Below are 16,921 nucleotides of genomic sequence, written 5' to 3'. Positions count from 1 at the left end.
CTATCTCCAACGCATAACTCAGCCGTCAGATCATCAGGCGCGAACTGGCCACAGCGACCACTGCCAGGCCCAGCAGCAGGTTGATCCCCACCATCCGCCGAATCCGCCCCAGCACCGCCGCACCCGTCGGCCAGTCCTCGGCCTGCACCGCCGTCTTCAGCTCCGGCAGCAGCAGCGCCTGAATGCGCATGAACAAGGCAAACATGGCGATGCCGCCACCGATCATTACCTGCACGTACTTCGGCGCAGTCTCGAAGCCACTGAAACGCATGTGCAACATGCCGATACCACTTATCGTCAAGATCGCCACCGCCAGCCAGACCCAGCCGAAGAAGCGTCGGAAAACTTCCACCCACAGCCGCAGCCGCGCAGGCCCTTCAAGGGCCGCAACCGTTGCCGGGCGCAGCACCAGCCAGGCGAAGAACATGCCGCCGACCCATACCAGGGCAGCCAGAACATGCAGTGTGTAGGGCAGGGCAAAGGCGAGCATCCGGATCTCCATGCGGCATAAAGGACAATAGCGGGGTATGATAGCCGCCCCATGCGAAACACTGAAAATATATCCAGCCCGACGGGCGCCTGCAGACCATGATCAGCAACGAACTCAAAGCCACCATCCAGGGCGCCTACTCGCGTTTTCTCGAAGCCAAGAGCCTCAAGCCTCGCTATGGCCAGCGCCTGATGATCGCCGAAGTGGCCAAGGTGCTTGGCGACATTGCCTGCGACGATGAAGGCCGCCGCACCGGCGAGCCTGCCGTGGTTGCCGTGGAGGCGGGCACCGGTACCGGCAAGACGGTGGCCTACAGCCTGGCCGCCATCCCGGCCGCCAAGGCCGCTGGCAAACGCTTGGTGATCGCCACCGCTACCGTGGCCCTGCAAGAGCAGATCGTCTTCAAGGACCTGCCCGACCTGATGCGCAACAGCGGGCTCAACTTCAGCTTCGCCCTGGCCAAGGGCCGTGGCCGCTACCTGTGCCTGTCCAAGCTCGACATCCTGCTGCAGGAGGGTCACGCCCAGTCGGCCACTGCCCAGTTGTTCGAGGAAGAGGGCTTTCGCATCGAGGTCGACGAGCGCAGCCAGAAGCTGTTCAACAGCATGATCGAGAAGCTTGCCGGCAACCGCTGGGACGGTGACCGTGACAGCTGGTCAGAAGCCCTGGAAGACCAGGACTGGGCCCGCCTGACCACCGACCATAGCCAGTGCACCGGCCGCCACTGCCCGAATTTCCAGCAGTGCGTGTTCTACAAGGCCCGTGAAGGCATGGGCAAGGTAGACGTGATCGTTACCAACCACGACATGGTGCTGGCCGACCTGGCCCTGGGCGGGGGTGCAGTGTTGCCCGACCCGCGCGACACCATGTACGTGTTCGACGAAGGCCACCACCTGCCAGACAAGGCCATCGGCCACTTCGCTCATTATTCGCGCCTGCGCTCCACCGCAGACTGGCTGGAACAGACCGCCAAGAACCTGACCAAGCTGCTGGCCCAGCACCCGCTGCCCGGCGACCTGGGCAAGTACATCGAACAGGTCCCGGAGCTGGCGCGCGAAGTGCGCACCCAGCAGCAGTTCATGTTCACCCTCTGCGAGCAGGTTGCCGACTTCCGCCCCAGTGAAGACACCGAGGGCCGTGAGCGCCCGCGCTATCGCTTCGAAGGCGGCGTCGTGCCGGAACAGCTTCGTGAAGTGGGTATCGAGCTGAAGAAGGGCTTTGCCCGCCTCAACGACCTGTTCACCCGCCTGGCCGATCTGCTCAAGGAAGGCATGGACGGCGAGGTCAATATCGGCATCGCCAGCCACCAGGCCGAGGAGTGGTACCCGCTGTTCGGCAGCCTGGTCACCCGTGCCCAGGGCAACTGGGAACTGTGGACGGCCTTCACCGCCGAAGACCCGGAAGACAGCCCGCCCATGGCTCGCTGGCTGACGCTGGCCGAGAGCGGTGCGATGTTCGACATCGAAGTCAACGCCAGCCCGATCCTTGCCGCCGAGATGCTTCGCCGCAGCCTGTGGAGCGTTGCCCACGGTGCGCTGGTGACGTCGGCGACGTTGACCGCGCTGGGCAAGTTCGACCGCTTCCGCATGCGCTCCGGTTTACCGCGTGATGCGATGACCTGTGTGGTGCCCAGCCCGTTCGTGCACGGCGACGCTGGCCTGTTGCGGGTGCCCGACCTCAAGGCCGACCCACGCGATGCGGCGGCACACACCGCGGCAATCATCCGCGAGCTGCCGAACATCGTCGAAGATGCCCGTGGCGCGCTGGTGCTGTTCTCCTCGCGCAAGCAGATGCAGGATGTGTTCGATGGCCTGGACCGTGACTGGCGCAAGCTGGTCCTGATCCAGGGCAACCTGTCCAAGCAGGAAACCCTGAACAAGCACAAGGCGCGGGTCGACGATGGCCAGCACAGCGTGCTGTTCGGCCTGGCAAGCTTTGCCGAGGGTGTCGACCTGCCTGGCGCCTATTGCGAGCATGTGGTGATTGCCAAGATTCCATTTGCCGTGCCCGATGACCCGGTCGAAGCCGCACTGGCGGAGTGGATAGAAGCCCGCGGCGGTAACCCGTTCATGGAAATTGCCGTACCCGACGCCTCGCTGAAGCTGATCCAGGCATGCGGGCGCCTGCTGCGTACCGAGCAAGATCGCGGTGTCATCACCTTGCTTGACCGGCGCCTGGTCACCCAGCGCTACGGCAAGGCTATTCTCAATGCGCTGCCGCCGTTCCGGCGGGAGATTTCCTGACCGCCGGAGCACTTGCTCCGGCGCGTTGTCCATTACTCAGTCTTGGTCCCGTAAGGGGCCTGAAGGAGAGCCCCAGCCTTATGGTCCGCCTCACCCTGCCTGCCGTTTTCGCCCTGTTGTTCAGCTCGCCCTTGCTGGCCGGGCAGCAGACGCTGTTCAGCTTCGTGCGCCCGGCCTCGGTGGTCAATGTGGTGACCGAGGATGCCGGCATGCCGCAGTACAACGCGGAGCAAACGGCCGAGGGCGAGGTGTTGCGGCGAGTGGTGTTCAACCCGGTCGAGCGGCCCACCCTGCGGCTGAGCCCGCAAGGCGAGGCGTGGGATTGGTCCACCGGGCAGTTCCTCACGTTGCGCATGCAAAGTGCCATGGACTGGGCGCTGACGGTGGATGTCACGGTGCAAGGCAGCGATGGCCGCACCTTGACCAGCCGCGTTGACCTGCCGGCCGGCCCCGCGCAAACCGTGATGGTGCCGCTGACGGCCAGCTCGCCGCTGAGCCAGGGCATGCGCGCCGGCCCACCCATGCCGTGGCACCATGGTGGCCAGCGCTTGCTGCTGACCAGCAGCGCGGGCGCGGTAGACCTCAAGCAGGTGGCCTCGGTCAGCCTGAGCATCCCCAGCCCCAAGGTGGCGCAGAACCTGCTGATCGAGCGAGTAGGCATTCAGGATGACGACCAGGCCTACAAGGCGGCCTATAAGGATTTGATCGATGCCTATGGCCAGTCCACGCGCGGCAATTGGCCCGAGAAGGTTGCCAATGACGAGCAGCTCAAGGCGGCCGATACGCGTGAACAGCAGCAGCTCAAGGGCTGGCTGGCTGAACGCGGCAAGCAGCAACTCGATGGCTACGGCGGGCTGCTGGCAGGGCCGGCCTTCGAGGCCAAGGGCTTCTTTCGCACCGAAAAGCGTGATGGCCGCTGGTACCTGGTAACACCGGAAGGGCACCCGTTCTATTCCCTGGGGGTGAACGCCGTCGCCGCAGATGGCGGGCGTACCTACGTCGCCGGCCGTGAAGGCATGTTCAAGGGGTTGCCGGGCGAGGGCGATGCTCTGGCCGCATTCTACGGCGAGGGCAACAACGACGATGGCAATGCCTCGTCGCAAGGGCGCCACTTCAAGCAAGGGCGCTGGTTCGATTTTTATGCCGCCAACGTGCAGCGTACCTACGGCAAACCCTGCCCGCCTGGCGCAGAAGGGCAGCCAGCCAACTGCCCGCCACTGGTTCTGGACGCTGCCCGCTGGCAAACGCATGCGCTGGACCGTTTGCAGGCCTGGGGTTTCAACACGATCGGCAACTGGAGCGAGCCCGCCCTGGGCCTGGCCAAGCGCATGCCCTACACCCTGCCGCTGTCGATCGTGGGTGATTACGCCAGCATCAGCACCGGCATGGACTGGTGGGGCAGCATGCCCGACCCGTTCGACCCGCGCTTTGCCATGGCCACCGAGCGCGCCGTGGCCATTGCCGCCCGTGATCACCGTGACGATCCTTGGCTGATTGGCTATTTCGCCGACAACGAGCTGGCCTGGGCTGCCCCAGGCAGCGACCCTAAAGCCCGGTATGGCCTGGCTTATGGCACTTTGCGCCTGACTACCGATGTACCGGCCAAGCGCGCCTTCCTCAAGCAGTTGCGTGACAAGTACCGCAATCAGCAAGGGCTGTCCAAGGCCTGGGGCATCGAACTGACCGCCTGGGAACTCATGGAAGACCCGGGCTTCGAGGCGCCGTTGCCCGACCCGCAACACCCGGAAATCGAGCGCGACTACCAGCACTTCCAGCAGGTGTTCGCCGAGACCTACTTCAAGACCATTGCCGATTCATTGAAGTGGCATGCCCCCAATCACCTGCTGCTCGGTGGCCGCTACGCGGTGAGCACGCCGGAGGCGGTCAAGGCCTGTGCCGAGTTCTGCGATGTGCTCAGCTTCAACTTCTATACCCTCAAGCCGCAGGACGGCTACGATTTTGCCCGCCTGGCCGAGCTGGACAAGCCGGTGCTGGTGTCCGAGTTCCAGTTCGGTTCACGAGATCGCGGGCCGTTCTGGCCGGGGCCGCTGGAGCTGGCGCGGGAAGAAGACCGCGGCCCGGCTTACGGCAACTTCCTCAAGGCGGCCCTGGCGCAGCCGATGATCGTTGGTGCGCACTGGTTCCAGTACCTCGACCAGCCGGCCAGCGGCCGCCTGCTTGACGGCGAAAACGGCCACCTCGGGCTGGTGGCGATCACCGATGTGCCGTACCCGGGGTTTGTCGACGCTGTGCGCAAGAGCAACCTGCAGGCGATGGGCCAATTGCGCACCCTGCTGGAAAAACCGGCTCCCTGAGCACGAAGCTACCGTTCGTCGCGACCATTTGGCCCAAGCCAGTTTGCAAAACACCCAAGTACTGAAACAATGCACACCTTTTTTGGACATGGTCGTACGGAGTACAGCGGGTGCAGATCCAGGGTCACTATGAGCTGAAGTTCGAAGCCGTGCGCGAAGCCTTTGCCGCGCTGTTAGAAGATCCCCAGGAGCGTGGCGCTGCGCTGTGCATCCAGGTCGGTGGCGAAACCGTCGTCGACCTGTGGGCCGGCAGTGCCGACAAGGATGGCCAGCAGGCCTGGCACAGCGACACCATCGCCAACCTGTTCTCCTGTACCAAGACCTTCACCGCTGTCACCGCCCTGCAACTGGTGGGCGAGGGCAAGCTGGCCCTCGATGCACCTGTGGCCAATTACTGGCCCGAGTTCGCCCAGGCCGGTAAACAGTCGATCACCTTGCGCCAGCTGCTCAGTCACCGCGCCGGCTTGCCGGCCATCCGTGAGCTGCTGCCCGCTGAAGCCCTGTACGACTGGCAGGCCATGGTCAATGCCCTGGCGGCTGAAACGCCATGGTGGACACCCGGTAGCGAACACGGTTATGCCGCCATCACCTACGGCTGGCTGATCGGCGAGCTGATTCGCCGCGCCGATGGCCGTGGCCCTGGCGACTCGATCGTGGCCCGCACCGCCCGCCCGTTGGGGTTGGACTTCCATGTTGGCCTGGCAGACGAAGAGTTCTACCGCGTGGCGCACATCGCCCGTGGCAAGGGCAACCCCGGGGACGCCGCCGCGCAGCGCTTGCTGCAGGTGACCATGCGCGAACCCGAGGCGCTATCGACCCGTGCTTTCACCAACCCGCCGGCGATCCTGACCAGCACCAATAAGCCGGAATGGCGACGTATGCAACAGCCGGCGGCCAATGGCCATGGCAATGCCCGCAGCCTGGCAGGGTTCTATGCCGGTTTGCTGGACGGCAGCCTGCTCGAATCCGAACTGCTTGATGAACTGACTCGCGAGCACAGCCTCGGCCAGGACCGCACCTTGCTCACCCAGACCCGCTTTGGTCTGGGCTGCATGCTCGACCAGCCTGATGTGGCCAATGCCACCTTTGGCCTCGGCGCCCGCGCCTTCGGCCACCCAGGTGCTGGTGGCTCGGTCGGTTTTGCCGACCCGGAGCACGACGTGGCCTTCGGTTTCGTGGTCAATACACTTGGTCCCTACGTGCTCATGGATCCACGAGCCCAGAAACTGGTCCGTGTTCTTGCCAGTTGCCTTTGATCGGGTAATGCGGGTATTGCCCCGCCCCTTTGACTATCCTCAATGCCAACGCCTCATGTGCGTTGGCAAAATCTCTTTCTAATTCATGGTGTATCGCTGATGTCTTCACATAAAACCTTAGCACTCGCCCTGTGCCTGACCGCCGTTACCGGCTGCGCCAGTCATTCTCCGGACGGCTCCAAGGAAGGTGGCTCCAGCTGGTGGCCTTTCGGTTCCGACAAGGTCGCCGAGCAGGAAGTGAAGGCAGCCGTCACCGAAAAAGTGGCCAAGGCCGATGCCAAGTCCGAAAGCGCCAGCCGCTGGTGGTGGCCGTTCGGCGGCGATGACAAGCAAGCCAAAGGGCCGGTCGTGCCGAAGATCGACCAGAAGGCCACCCAGGCCTGGCTGGACGAGTACGAGCCCAAGCTGCGTGAAGCCATCAAGGACAGCAAGCTGGAACTGGAGCGCCGCGACAATGTGCTGGCGGTCACCCTGCCGGTGGACAGCTCGTACAACCCTGATCGCCCGAACATGCTGCTGCCAATGACCCTCGGCCCGATCACTCGTGTGGCCAAGACCGTCGAAGGCGACCCCAAGACTGCCGTGCTGGTACTGGGCCATGCCGACAGCAGCGGCGTTGCCGCTGCCAACCAGAAGCTCAGCCTGGAACGCGCCGCTTCGGTATCGGCCATCTTCCGCCTTAGCGGCCTGCAGCGTGACCGCCTGACCCTCAAGGGCATGGGCTCGGTCATGCCACGTGCCGCCAACGACAGCATCGAGGGCCGTGCCCTGAACCGTCGCGTGGAAATGCTGCTGACCCCGCAGAACACCATGGTCGCACTGTTGGCCAAGTACCAGCAGGCCGCCCCGGCACCTGTCCCGGCCTCGATGGTTGCGGTGCAGGATGCCAAGGCACCTGCAGCCAAGGCCGTCGACAGCAAGCCAGCAGCCAAGAAGCCTGCGGCGAAGAAGCCTGTTGCCAAGGCCAAGGCCCCTGCCAAGGCCACGGCCAAGAAAACAGCTGCGCCGGCCAAGGCAGCCGCCAAGCCTGCCGCCAAGAAAGCTACCGCTGACAAGAAAGTAGCTGCCAATAGCCCTGCGAAGACCAACTGATCGTCAAGGAAACGCAGCAATGACCCAATCCCTGGCCGATATGCGCCGCGACTACACCCGTGATGGCCTGGCCGAAGCCCAGGCCCCGGGGGAGCCGTTCGCTTTGTTCCACCAGTGGTTTGCCGATGCGGTGAAGACCGAGCAGGTACCGGTGGAAGCCAATGCCATGACCCTGGCGACTGTGGACGGCGAAGGCCGCCCACATTGCCGCGTACTGTTGTTGAAGGGGCTCGATGAGCAGGGCTTTACCTTCTTCACCAACTACGAAAGCGCCAAGGGCCAGCAACTGCAGGCCAACCCTTTTGCGGCCATGACCTTCTTCTGGCCGGCGCTGGAGCGCCAGGTGCGCATCGAAGGGCGGGTGGAAAAGGTCACGGCCAAGGAGTCGGACGACTACTACCAGGTGCGCCCGCTGGGCAGCCGCCTGGGCGCCTGGGCTTCGCCGCAGAGCCGTGTGATTTCCGGTCGTGAAGAGCTGGAGGGCCTGGTCAAGGCCACCGAAGCGCGCTTCTCCGACACCCAGCCGCACTGCCCGGAGCACTGGGGTGGTTATCGTCTGTTGCCTGAGCGTATCGAGTTCTGGCAGGGGCGGGCGAGCCGCCTGCATGACCGCTTGAACTACCGGCTGGTGGACGGGCAATGGCTGCGTGAGCGGCTGGCACCCTGAGAATTTGGGGCTGCTTTGCAGCCCCAGTGATCCATCAGGCTACCCCCGATACCCCGCCGCCTCGCGCTCCAACCACCCCGCCAGTTGCTTGCGCCCCACCTTCTCCTGCCGCGCCTGCGCCAACCTTTCCAGCATGTACTCACGCTTTTCAGGGTCAGCCCCCGCCAGCGACAACGCCAGGTCACGGTCCATCCAGCGGCGCATGCGTACATACAGCCACCAATGGAAATACAGCCCGGCAACGGTGGTGACCACGACGATGAAGTAATCCATGGCTATCCTTGGTCTCAATTGATGAGCCTATGGCAGAACCGCACAGGCTGTACACCGGCTGAATGAAAACAATTTTATTACGTTTGTACCGTGACAGCCGTCAACGTGCAGCGTCTAATGAGCACCTGACTTATGGAGACTTTACCCATGCGTAAATCCGCTTTGCTGGTGGCGACCTTTACCACCATGTCGCTGCTGCTGGGGGGCTGTGCCTCGAGCCTGACCGGTGACAGCTACTCCCGTGATGAAGCCCGCCGCGTGCAAACCGTGCGCATGGGCACCATCGAATCCCTGCGCCCGGTCAAGATCGAAGGTACCAAGACCCCGATCGGCGGTGGCGCTGGCGCCATCGTTGGTGGCGTAGCCGGCAGTGCTGTAGGCGGTGGCCGTGGCAGCATTGTTGCAGCCGTGATCGGTGCCGTGGCCGGTGGCCTGGCCGGTTCCGCTGCAGAAGAAGGCCTGACCCGCACCCAAGGCGTCGAAATCACCGTGCGTGAGGACGATGGCAGCATGCGTGCCTACGTGCAGGCCGTGCAGGAGAACGAAATCTTCCGCGTTGGCGACCGCGTGCGCATCATGACTGTTGATGGCACCAGCCGCGTTTCGCACTGACCGTAGCGCAGTAAAACAAAAACCCCGACATGGCCGCTGCCAGTCGGGGTTTTTTCATGCTTCAGTAACGTCAACCAACACGGGTTTTGCGGCTGGCCATGGCGATGACGGCGTAGCCGATCACTGCGGCGAAGAACGAGCCGGTAAGAATACCCATGCGGTCCATACCGGCGTAATCGCTGCTACCCGGGGCGAAGGCGAGCGAGCCAACGAAAAGGCTCATGGTGAAGCCGATGCCGCAGAGTATCGCCACCCCCAGTATTTGCCCCCAGCCGGCACCCTCAGGCAGCGCGGCCAGGCGCAGCTTGACCGCCAGCCAGGTCAGGCCGAAAACGCCCACGGTCTTGCCCAGCAGCAGGCCAACCGCGATGCCCATCGGCACCGGGTGGGTGAAGCTGTCTACGGTCATGCCTGCCAGCGAGACGCCAGCATTGGCGAAGGCAAAAATCGGCAAAATGGCATAAGCGACCCAAGGATGCAGGGCATGCTCAAGGGACAGCAGTGGCGAAGTCTCGGCGTTGCGGGTACGCAGCGGGATGCACAAGGCCAGGGCGACACCGGCCAGCGTGGCATGTACGCCACTCTTGAGTACGCAGACCCACAGGATCAGGCCAACGATCATGTACGGCCCAAGCTTGACCACGCCAAGCCGGTTCATCGCTACCAGCGCCACCAGGCAGGCCGCAGCCAGTAGCAGCGACACGCTCGACAGTGTCCCGGAGTAGAACAGGGCGATGACGATGATCGCGCCCAGGTCGTCGATGATCGCCAAAGTCATCAGGAACAGTTTCAGCGATACCGGTACGCGTTTGCCCAGCAGGGCCAGCACGCCAAGGGCGAAGGCGATGTCGGTGGCAGTGGGGATCGCCCAGCCGGCCACGGCCGCCGGGTTGTCGCGGTTGATGAACCAGTAGATCAGTGCTGGCACCACCATGCCCCCCACGGCAGCAGTGGCAGGCAGGATCACCTGGGCAGGTTTGGACAGGTGGCCGTCGACCACCTCGCGCTTGACCTCAAGGCCGATGAGCAGGAAGAACAGGGCCATGAGGCCGTCATTGATCCACAGCAACAAAGGCTTGGCGATATTCAGCGCGCCGACCTGGACGGCGACGGGCACATCGAGCAGCCCGTTGTACAGGTAGGACAGTGGTGAGTTGTTGATGATCAGTGCCATGACGGCGGCGGCGATCAGCAGCAGGCCGCTGGCGGCTTCAAGCTGGAAGAAACGGGTAAACAGGCTACGCACGGGCTATAGGCTCTCCATGAGCAGTTTACGAATGATACGGGCGTACACCCTAGCCTGTGACGATATGCTTTAAAACAAAAACTATATTCGTTTTTGTTATATGGTGTTGCCGGCTAGGCTGTGTGAAGCCTAGATGCAGACGGGGGCGGAAGGGGGAGGGAATGTCTGATGTTCGGGTTGGATATTTCTGATTCCTGCAAGGGCCCTTTCGCGGGCGCGCCCGCTCCCACAGGTACTGCGCAGTTCTCAAATACTGTGCAGTACCTGTGGGAGCGGGTTTACCCGCGAAAGGGCCCTGACAGGCGATACAAAATTACAGGCCGAGCATATCCCGCGCTACCGCCTCGGCAATACGGATCCCGTCCACACCCGCGGACAGAATCCCGCCCGCGTAGCCGGCGCCTTCACCCGCCGGGAACAACCCTTTCAGGTTCAGGCTCTGGTAATCCTCACCCCGGGTAATGCGCAGTGGCGACGAGGTCCGCGTCTCGATCCCGGTCAACACCGCGTCATGCAGGTTGTAACCCTTGATCTGGCGGTCGAACGCCGGCAGTGCCTCACGGATGGCTTCGATGGCGAAGTCGGGCAGGCTCGGCGCCAGGTCACCCAGGGTCACGCCTGGTTTGTAGGACGGTTCGACACTGCCCAGGGCGGTCGATGGCCGGCCTGCAACGAAGTCACCCACCAGCTGCGCCGGGGCCTGGTAGTTGCTGCCGCCCATCACGTAGGCGTGGGCTTCCAGACGCTCTTGCAGTTCAATACCGGCCAGTGGGCCGCCCGGGTAGTCGCGCTCGGGGTCAATGCCGACGACGATGCCAGAGTTGGCGTTGCGCTCGTTACGCGAGTACTGGCTCATGCCGTTGGTGACCACCCGGCCTGGGGCGCTGGTGGCGGCGACCACGGTGCCACCCGGGCACATGCAGAAGCTGTATACCGAGCGGCCGTTCTTGGCGTGGTACACCAGCTTGTAGTCGGCGGCGCCGAGTTTCGGGTGGCCGGCGTACTTGCCCAGGCGCGCTTTGTCGATCAGCGTTTGCGGGTGCTCGATACGGAAGCCGACCGAGAACGGCTTGGCTTCCATGTACACGCCCTTGGCATGCAGCATGCGGAAGGTGTCGCGGGCGCTGTGGCCAAGGGCCAGGACCACATGGCGCGAGTGCAGCTGTTCGCCACTCTCCAGCACCACGCCGGTCAGCTGGCCGTCTTCGACCAGCAGGTCGGTGACCTTTTCCTGGAAACGTACTTCTGCGCCGAGGGCGATCATGTCCTGGCGCATCTGCTCGACCATGCCGGTGAGGCGGAAAGTGCCGATGTGCGGTTTGTTGATGTACAGGATCTCGTCCGGCGCACCGGCCTTGACGAACTCTTCCAGCACTTTGCGGCCGTGGTGCTGCGGGTCCTTGATCTGGCTGTACAGCTTGCCGTCAGAGAAGGTACCGGCGCCGCCTTCGCCGAACTGCACATTGGACTCTGGGTTGAGCACGCTTTTGCGCCACAGGCCCCAGGTGTCCTTGGTGCGCTGGCGTACTTCCTTGCCACGTTCGAGGATGATCGGCTTGAAGCCCATCTGCGCCAACAGCAGGCCGGCGAAGATGCCGCACGGGCCGAAACCGACCACGATCGGGCGTTCCTGCACGTCGGCCGGGGCGTGGCCGACATACTTGTAGGTCACGTCCGGTGCCGGGCCGATGTTGTGATCGTCGGCGAACTTGTCGAGCAGCTCGGCTTCGTTGCTGGCTTCGAGGTCGATGGTGTAGATGAACAGCAACTCGCTGTTCTTCTTGCGCGCATCGTAGCTGCGCTTGAACAGGTTGAAGCTGAGCAGTTGCTCGTCGCGGATGCCCAGGCGCTGGACGATGGCTTCACGCAGCGCTTCGTCGGGATGGTCCAGGGGCAGCTTGAGTTCGGTGATTCGTAGCATGGCAGGGTCCAGTATCCCGGCCATGGGCGGCCGGCGGCTTTACACAAACCGCCAAGTATAAGCTGTTCGCCGCCCCGACTGGCAGGATAAAAGTACCCGGTGATCAGTTGTCGCGCGCGCCGCCGTAGTAGCCGCAGCCCTGCAGGGTCTTGCCGTCGATGCGCAGCTCGGCACGCATGTGGTGGATGGCGCCCGTGGCGCTGTCTACGCAGCGCTGCGGCGCGACCCACAGTTCCACGTGCTGGCCGTTGGCTTCGCTGGTAAGGGTCAGGCCGCCGCCGGGTACTTCTTCTTCCAGAAACGGCAGGGGCAAAGGCTGCTGGCCCACGCGACTGAGCACCATGCCCTTGCCGCTGGCCTTGATGTCCCACTCGGGTTCATGACCATTGGCGCGCAGGGTCAGCTGCTTGAAGTTGGGGTCTTCGCAGGCGCGCGTGGAGGGTTCCAGGCGGTACAGGCGGCGCACTTCAAGCTGGCCGTCGTTGTTGGCCTGCTTGCTGCCGGTGAGGCGGCCACGGACGTCGGCGAACAGTTTGTCGTTGGCGTCTTTGGCGAGGTTGGCGGCCTCCTGCAGGATGCCGGTGGCGCCGACGTCGTTGATCACGAACGTGCGGTTTTCGCTGCACGGCTTGAACAGCAGCTGGCCACCGGCGGCACGCAGTTCGCCCTGCATGCGCGTGGTGCCGATATTCGGGTCGCTTGGCGCGTCAGCCATGAGCTGGCAGCCGGCGAACAGGGGCAGCAGGGCGGTGAGCAGCAGGGTGGGGGTGAGGCGCATCGGGCGAACTCCGGGAATCTTTGGCAAAGAGCTGGCCACGTTACTCAGGCCGGCGGTGGATCTCAAGTCAATGGTTACCAGTGCCGGCCTCTTCGCGGGCTCGCCCGCTCTCACAGGTACCGTGGGTTTTCTGTGGGAGCGTGCAAGACCGCGAAGAGGCCGGTACTGGCGAGACATTTCTGGCAGGCATGAAAAAGGGCCCGAAGGCCCTTTTCCGATCAACCCCCCAGGTACGCGTCGCGCACCTTAGGGTCGGTCAGCAGTGCTTCACCTGTCCCCTGCATCACCACCCGGCCGTTCTCCAGCACATAGGCGCGGTCAGCGACCTTGAGCGCCTGGTTGGCATTCTGCTCCACCAGGAACACGGTCACGCCATCGCGGCGCAGTTGCTCGATGATGTCGAAGATCTGCTGGATGATGATCGGCGCCAGGCCCAGCGAGGGCTCGTCGAGCAGCAACAGCTTGGGCTTGCTCATCAGCGCCCGGCCAATGGCGAGCATTTGCTGCTCGCCACCAGACATGGTGCCGCCACGCTGGATATAACGCTCCTTCAGGCGCGGGAACAGCTGCAACACCTTGTCCAGTTGCTCCTGATAGTCGCCCTTGTTGGTGAAGAAGCCACCCATCGCCAGGTTTTCCTCGACGGTCAGGCGGGCGAACACGCGGCGGCCTTCAGGCACCACGGCAATGCTCTTGCGCATGATGTGCGAGGACGGCTGGCCGACCAGTTCTTCACCCAGGTACTTGATGCTGCCACTGTGCGCCTGCGGCGAGCCGCACAGGGTCATCAGCAAGGTCGACTTGCCGGCGCCGTTGGCACCGATCAGGGTGACGATCTCGCCCTGGTTGATCTCCACGTTCACGCTGTGCAGCGCCTGGATCTTGCCGTAGAAGGTGGAAACGTTTTCGAACTTCAGCATTTACGCTTCCCCCAGGTAGGCTTTGATCACATCAGGGTTGTCGCGAATCTCTTCCGGCGTGCCGTGGGCCAGGGGGGTGCCCTGGTTGATCACCACGATATGGTCGGAGATGCTCATCACCAGCTTCATGTCGTGCTCGATCAGCAGCACGGTGACGTTGTGCGACTCACGCAGGTAGGCGATCAGTGCCTTGAGGTCTTCGGTTTCCTTCGGGTTCAGGCCCGCGGCCGGTTCGTCGAGCATGATGATGCGCGGCTGGGTCATCATGCAGCGGGCGATTTCCAGGCGGCGTTGCTGGCCGTAGGCCAGGGTGCCGGCGGTACGGTTGGCGAATTCGGTCAGGTTGACCTTCTCCAGCCAGTACTGCGCGCGTTCCATGGCCTCCTTCTCGCTGCGGCGGAAGCTCGGGGTCTTGAACAGGCCGGCGAAGAAGTTGGTGTTCAGGTGACGGTGCTGGGCGATCAGCAGGTTTTCCAGGGCGGTCATTTCCTTGAACAGGCGCACGTTCTGGAAGGTCCGCACCACGCCCTTGCGGGCGATCTGATGGCCGGCCAGGCCCTGGATCGGCTGGCCATCGAGCAGGATGGTGCCGCCGCTGGGCTTGTAGAAACCGGTCAGGCAGTTGAACACGGTGGTCTTGCCGGCGCCGTTCGGGCCGATCAGCGCCACCACCTGTTTTTCCTTGACGGTCAGGGCCACGCCGTTGACCGCCAACAAGCCGCCGAAGCGCATGCTCAGGCCGCTGACTTGCAGAATTTCACGGCTCATCGATGCAGCTCCATGTGTGGACGTTGCATAGGCAGCAAGCCTTGCGGACGCCAGATCATCATCAACACCATCAGCGCACCGAACATCAGCATCCGGTATTCGCTGAACTCACGCATCAGCTCGGGCAGCAGGATCATCACGATGGCCGCGAGGATCACGCCCAGTTGTGAGCCCATGCCGCCGAGCACGACGATGGCGAGGATGATCGCCGACTCGATGAAGGTGAACGACTCCGGTGTGACCAGCCCCTGGCGCGCAGCGAAGAAGCTGCCGGCGAAACCGGCGAAGCAGGCACCGAGGGTGAAGGCCGAGAGCTTGATGATGGTCGGGTTCAGGCCCAGCGCACGGCAGGCGATCTCGTCTTCACGCAGGGCTTCCCAGGCGCGGCCGATTGGCATGCGCAGCAGGCGGTTGATCACGAACAGCGCGAGCAGGGCCAGCAGCAGGGCTACCAGGTAGAGGAAGATGACCTTGTTGATCGAGTTGTATTCCAGCCCGAAGAACTCGTGGAAGGTCTGCATGCCCTCGGCGGCACGGCGTTCGAAGGTCAGGCCGAAGAACTCCGGCTTGGGGATGTTGCTGATGCCGTTGGGGCCGCCGGTCCAGTCGGTGAGGTTGCGCAGGAACAGGCGGATGATCTCGCCGAAGCCAAGGGTCACGATCGCCAGGTAGTCACCGCGCAGGCGCAGCACCGGGAAGCCAAGCAGGAAGCCGAAGGTGGCGGCCATCAGGCCGGCAATCGGCAGGCACACCCAGAAGCTCCAGCCCAGGTAGTGCGAGAGCATGGCGTAGCTGTAGGCGCCGACGGCATAGAAGCCGACGTAACCGAGGTCGAGCAGGCCCGCCAGGCCGACCACGATGTTCAGGCCCAGGCCCAGCAACACGTAGATCAGGATCAGCGTGGCGATGTCGACCGCACCGCGCGAGCCGAAGAACGGCCACACCAGTGCCGCAACGATCAGACCAATGATCACATAGCGCTGGGTCTTGGGCAGGGTCAGGTAGTTGCTGACGGCCGGCGGGATCAGCTTGCGATCCGAACGGCGGCCCATCACCGAACTCCACTGCTTGTCGAACAGCACGCGCAGGAACATCAATACCGAGCACACGGCGATGATGCTGATGGTGAACGAACCCTGGCTGTGCACGACCAGGCTGATGCCGTCGATGCTCAGTTTCAGGCCCAGCACCGGGAAGGCCACGGCCCAGACCAGCAAGGCGCTGAAGAACGCCTGTTTGAGATTTTTGCTCATACTTTTTCAACCTCCGGGCGGCCCAGGATGCCGGTCGGCCGGAATAGCAGGACAAGAACCAACAAGCCGAATGCCACCACGTCCTTGTACTGGTCGCCGAAGATGTCGGCGCCAAAGGCTTCGGCTACGCCCAGCACCAGCCCGCCGAGCATGGCGCCCGGAATGCTGCCGATGCCACCCAGCACCGCCGCGGTGAAGGCTTTGAGGCCCACCAGGAAACCGGCGTTGGGGTTGATCACCCCGTACTGCATGCTCAGCAGCACGGCCGCCACCGCCGCCAGGGCGGCACCGATGACGAAGGTGAGGGCGATGATGTTGTTGGTGTTGATGCCCAGCAGGTTGGCCATCTTGATGTCTTCGGCGCAGGCGCGGCAGGCGCGGCCCAGGCGGGAACGGGAGATGAACAGGGTGAGCAGGGTCATTGCCACGAGGGTGACCACGAACACCAGGATCTGCATGTAGCTGATCAGAACTTCCTCCGCACCGCCTGGCCCGAACGAGAAACTTCCGGGGATCAGGTTGGGGATGGACTTGTCCTTGGAGTCTTGCGACAGCAAGACGGTGTTCTGCAGGAAGATCGACATGCCGATGGCGGAAATCAGCGGGATCAGACGGTTGCTGTTGCGCAAGGGGCGGTAGGCAACCCGTTCGATACTGTAACCATAGGCACTGGTGACGAAGATCGTCGCGACGAAGGCAACGGTCATCAGGATCGGCAGCGAATGGATGCCCATCATGGCCAGGCCCGCCAGGGCGATGAAGGCCACGTAGGAACCGATCATGTACACCTCGCCGTGGGCGAAGTTGATCATGCCAATGATGCCGTACACCATCGTGTAGCCGATGGCGATCAAGGCATAGGTGCTGCCGATGGTCAATCCATTAACCAGTTGTTGGAAGAAATGGTAGATCTCAGGCATTACAGCGCTCCTAAAAACCTGATTTGCATTTCGCTGGCGGGGGTATGCCAGGAAACCGCGGGTGACGGTTTTAAGATTTTCAGGTGGGCCCGCCCCCGGATCGCGGGAGTCGGGCCCATGAACCTCGTAAAACAAAGCCCACTGCTCGCACAGTGGGCTTCTACGGT

At 63.3% G+C, this 16,921-nt stretch carries 15 protein-coding genes; 6 read left to right on the top strand and 9 right to left on the bottom strand.

Annotated elements, in window-relative coordinates:
- Positions 1–25: 25 nt before the first annotated feature.
- The gene (locus tag MRBLPB4O_RS22085; RefSeq protein ID WP_341796601.1) at positions 26–490 is read right to left on the bottom strand and encodes a CopD family protein; all 465 of its coding nucleotides are present in this window, start codon (positions 488–490) and stop codon (positions 26–28) included.
- Positions 491–588: 98 nt separating this feature from the next.
- Here MRBLPB4O_RS22085 and dinG point away from each other — a divergent pair, with 98 nt between their 5' ends.
- The 5 genes from dinG to pdxH all read left to right on the top strand — a co-directional run bounded on the left by dinG (position 589) and on the right by pdxH (position 8,063).
- Entirely contained in the window at positions 589–2,733 is a 2,145-nt protein-coding gene (gene dinG, locus MRBLPB4O_RS22080) for an ATP-dependent DNA helicase DinG (protein WP_341796600.1), read from the top strand.
- 80 nt (positions 2,734–2,813) lie between these two features.
- Positions 2,814–5,048 (top strand): beta-galactosidase, encoded by a 2,235-nt coding sequence (locus MRBLPB4O_RS22075; protein WP_341796599.1) that lies wholly within the window; start codon positions 2,814–2,816, stop codon positions 5,046–5,048.
- Positions 5,049–5,158: 110 nt separating this feature from the next.
- Positions 5,159–6,304: a serine hydrolase domain-containing protein gene (locus MRBLPB4O_RS22070; protein ID WP_341796598.1), complete on the top strand. Its 1,146-nt coding sequence runs from the start codon at positions 5,159–5,161 to the stop codon at positions 6,302–6,304.
- A 99-nt stretch (positions 6,305–6,403) separates the two neighbouring features.
- The gene (locus MRBLPB4O_RS22065; protein ID WP_341796597.1) at positions 6,404–7,396 is read left to right on the top strand and encodes an OmpA family protein; all 993 of its coding nucleotides are present in this window, start codon (positions 6,404–6,406) and stop codon (positions 7,394–7,396) included.
- Between the two features lie 19 nt (positions 7,397–7,415).
- Positions 7,416–8,063, top strand: a complete 648-nt coding sequence (pdxH, locus tag MRBLPB4O_RS22060; protein WP_341796596.1) for a pyridoxamine 5'-phosphate oxidase — start codon at positions 7,416–7,418, stop codon at positions 8,061–8,063.
- Between the two features lie 39 nt (positions 8,064–8,102).
- Here pdxH and MRBLPB4O_RS22055 read toward each other — a convergent pair whose 3' ends face one another.
- Entirely contained in the window at positions 8,103–8,336 is a 234-nt protein-coding gene (locus MRBLPB4O_RS22055) for a hypothetical protein (protein ID WP_341796595.1), read from the bottom strand.
- Between the two features lie 147 nt (positions 8,337–8,483).
- Here MRBLPB4O_RS22055 and MRBLPB4O_RS22050 point away from each other — a divergent pair, with 147 nt between their 5' ends.
- Positions 8,484–8,948: a glycine zipper 2TM domain-containing protein gene (locus MRBLPB4O_RS22050; RefSeq protein WP_009684613.1), complete on the top strand. Its 465-nt coding sequence runs from the start codon at positions 8,484–8,486 to the stop codon at positions 8,946–8,948.
- Between the two features lie 70 nt (positions 8,949–9,018).
- Here the strand turns inward: MRBLPB4O_RS22050 and nhaA are convergent, their stop codons facing one another.
- From nhaA to livH, 7 genes are all read right to left on the bottom strand, one after another.
- Entirely contained in the window at positions 9,019–10,194 is a 1,176-nt protein-coding gene (gene nhaA / locus MRBLPB4O_RS22045; protein ID WP_341796594.1) for a Na+/H+ antiporter NhaA, read from the bottom strand.
- A 313-nt stretch (positions 10,195–10,507) separates the two neighbouring features.
- Positions 10,508–12,115, bottom strand: coding sequence for an NAD(P)/FAD-dependent oxidoreductase (locus tag MRBLPB4O_RS22040; protein ID WP_341796593.1), 1,608 nt, complete (start codon positions 12,113–12,115; stop codon positions 10,508–10,510).
- A gap of 103 nt (positions 12,116–12,218) precedes the next feature.
- The gene (locus MRBLPB4O_RS22035; protein ID WP_341796592.1) at positions 12,219–12,893 is read right to left on the bottom strand and encodes a hypothetical protein; all 675 of its coding nucleotides are present in this window, start codon (positions 12,891–12,893) and stop codon (positions 12,219–12,221) included.
- A gap of 218 nt (positions 12,894–13,111) precedes the next feature.
- Complete coding sequence (locus tag MRBLPB4O_RS22030) at positions 13,112–13,813, bottom strand: ABC transporter ATP-binding protein (RefSeq protein WP_016498257.1); 702 nt, start codon at positions 13,811–13,813, stop codon at positions 13,112–13,114.
- Entirely contained in the window at positions 13,814–14,581 is a 768-nt protein-coding gene (livG, locus tag MRBLPB4O_RS22025; protein WP_003254878.1) for a high-affinity branched-chain amino acid ABC transporter ATP-binding protein LivG, read from the bottom strand.
- Positions 14,578–15,834 carry a high-affinity branched-chain amino acid ABC transporter permease LivM gene (locus MRBLPB4O_RS22020; protein WP_341796591.1) on the bottom strand — a complete coding sequence of 419 codons (1,257 nt, stop codon included), beginning with the start codon at positions 15,832–15,834 and terminating at the stop codon, positions 14,578–14,580. Before MRBLPB4O_RS22020 ends, livG begins: the two co-directional genes overlap by 4 nt.
- The gene (gene livH, locus MRBLPB4O_RS22015) at positions 15,831–16,754 is read right to left on the bottom strand and encodes a high-affinity branched-chain amino acid ABC transporter permease LivH (protein ID WP_008097482.1); all 924 of its coding nucleotides are present in this window, start codon (positions 16,752–16,754) and stop codon (positions 15,831–15,833) included. Before livH ends, MRBLPB4O_RS22020 begins: the two co-directional genes overlap by 4 nt.
- Positions 16,755–16,921: the final 167 nt, after the last annotated feature.

The sequence above is a fragment of the Pseudomonas sp. LPB4.O genome, assembly GCF_038383825.1.
GTDB classification, from domain to species: Bacteria; Pseudomonadota; Gammaproteobacteria; order Pseudomonadales; family Pseudomonadaceae; genus Aquipseudomonas; species Aquipseudomonas putida.
Note: the sequence above shows the minus strand (reverse complement) of the source record. Positions and strands in the feature narration are given on the sequence as shown.

What these genes read in the sequence shown, in the direction of transcription:
- MRBLPB4O_RS22085 (WP_341796601.1), bottom strand. Translation starts at nt 490, where the DNA reads ATGCTCGCCTTTGCCCTGCCCTACACACTGCATGTTCTGGCTGCCCTG.
- dinG (WP_341796600.1), top strand. Translation starts at nt 589, where the DNA reads ATGATCAGCAACGAACTCAAAGCCACCATCCAGGGCGCCTACTCGCGT.
- MRBLPB4O_RS22075 (WP_341796599.1), top strand. Translation starts at nt 2,814, where the DNA reads ATGGTCCGCCTCACCCTGCCTGCCGTTTTCGCCCTGTTGTTCAGCTCG.
- MRBLPB4O_RS22065 (WP_341796597.1), top strand. Translation starts at nt 6,404, where the DNA reads ATGTCTTCACATAAAACCTTAGCACTCGCCCTGTGCCTGACCGCCGTT.
- pdxH (WP_341796596.1), top strand. Translation starts at nt 7,416, where the DNA reads ATGACCCAATCCCTGGCCGATATGCGCCGCGACTACACCCGTGATGGC.
- MRBLPB4O_RS22055 (WP_341796595.1), bottom strand. Translation starts at nt 8,336, where the DNA reads ATGGATTACTTCATCGTCGTGGTCACCACCGTTGCCGGGCTGTATTTC.
- MRBLPB4O_RS22050 (WP_009684613.1), top strand. Translation starts at nt 8,484, where the DNA reads ATGCGTAAATCCGCTTTGCTGGTGGCGACCTTTACCACCATGTCGCTG.
- MRBLPB4O_RS22040 (WP_341796593.1), bottom strand. Translation starts at nt 12,115, where the DNA reads ATGCTACGAATCACCGAACTCAAGCTGCCCCTGGACCATCCCGACGAA.
- MRBLPB4O_RS22035 (WP_341796592.1), bottom strand. Translation starts at nt 12,893, where the DNA reads ATGCGCCTCACCCCCACCCTGCTGCTCACCGCCCTGCTGCCCCTGTTC.
- MRBLPB4O_RS22030 (WP_016498257.1), bottom strand. Translation starts at nt 13,813, where the DNA reads ATGCTGAAGTTCGAAAACGTTTCCACCTTCTACGGCAAGATCCAGGCG.
- livG (WP_003254878.1), bottom strand. Translation starts at nt 14,581, where the DNA reads ATGAGCCGTGAAATTCTGCAAGTCAGCGGCCTGAGCATGCGCTTCGGC.
- MRBLPB4O_RS22020 (WP_341796591.1), bottom strand. Translation starts at nt 15,834, where the DNA reads ATGAGCAAAAATCTCAAACAGGCGTTCTTCAGCGCCTTGCTGGTCTGG.
- livH (WP_008097482.1), bottom strand. Translation starts at nt 16,754, where the DNA reads ATGCCTGAGATCTACCATTTCTTCCAACAACTGGTTAATGGATTGACC.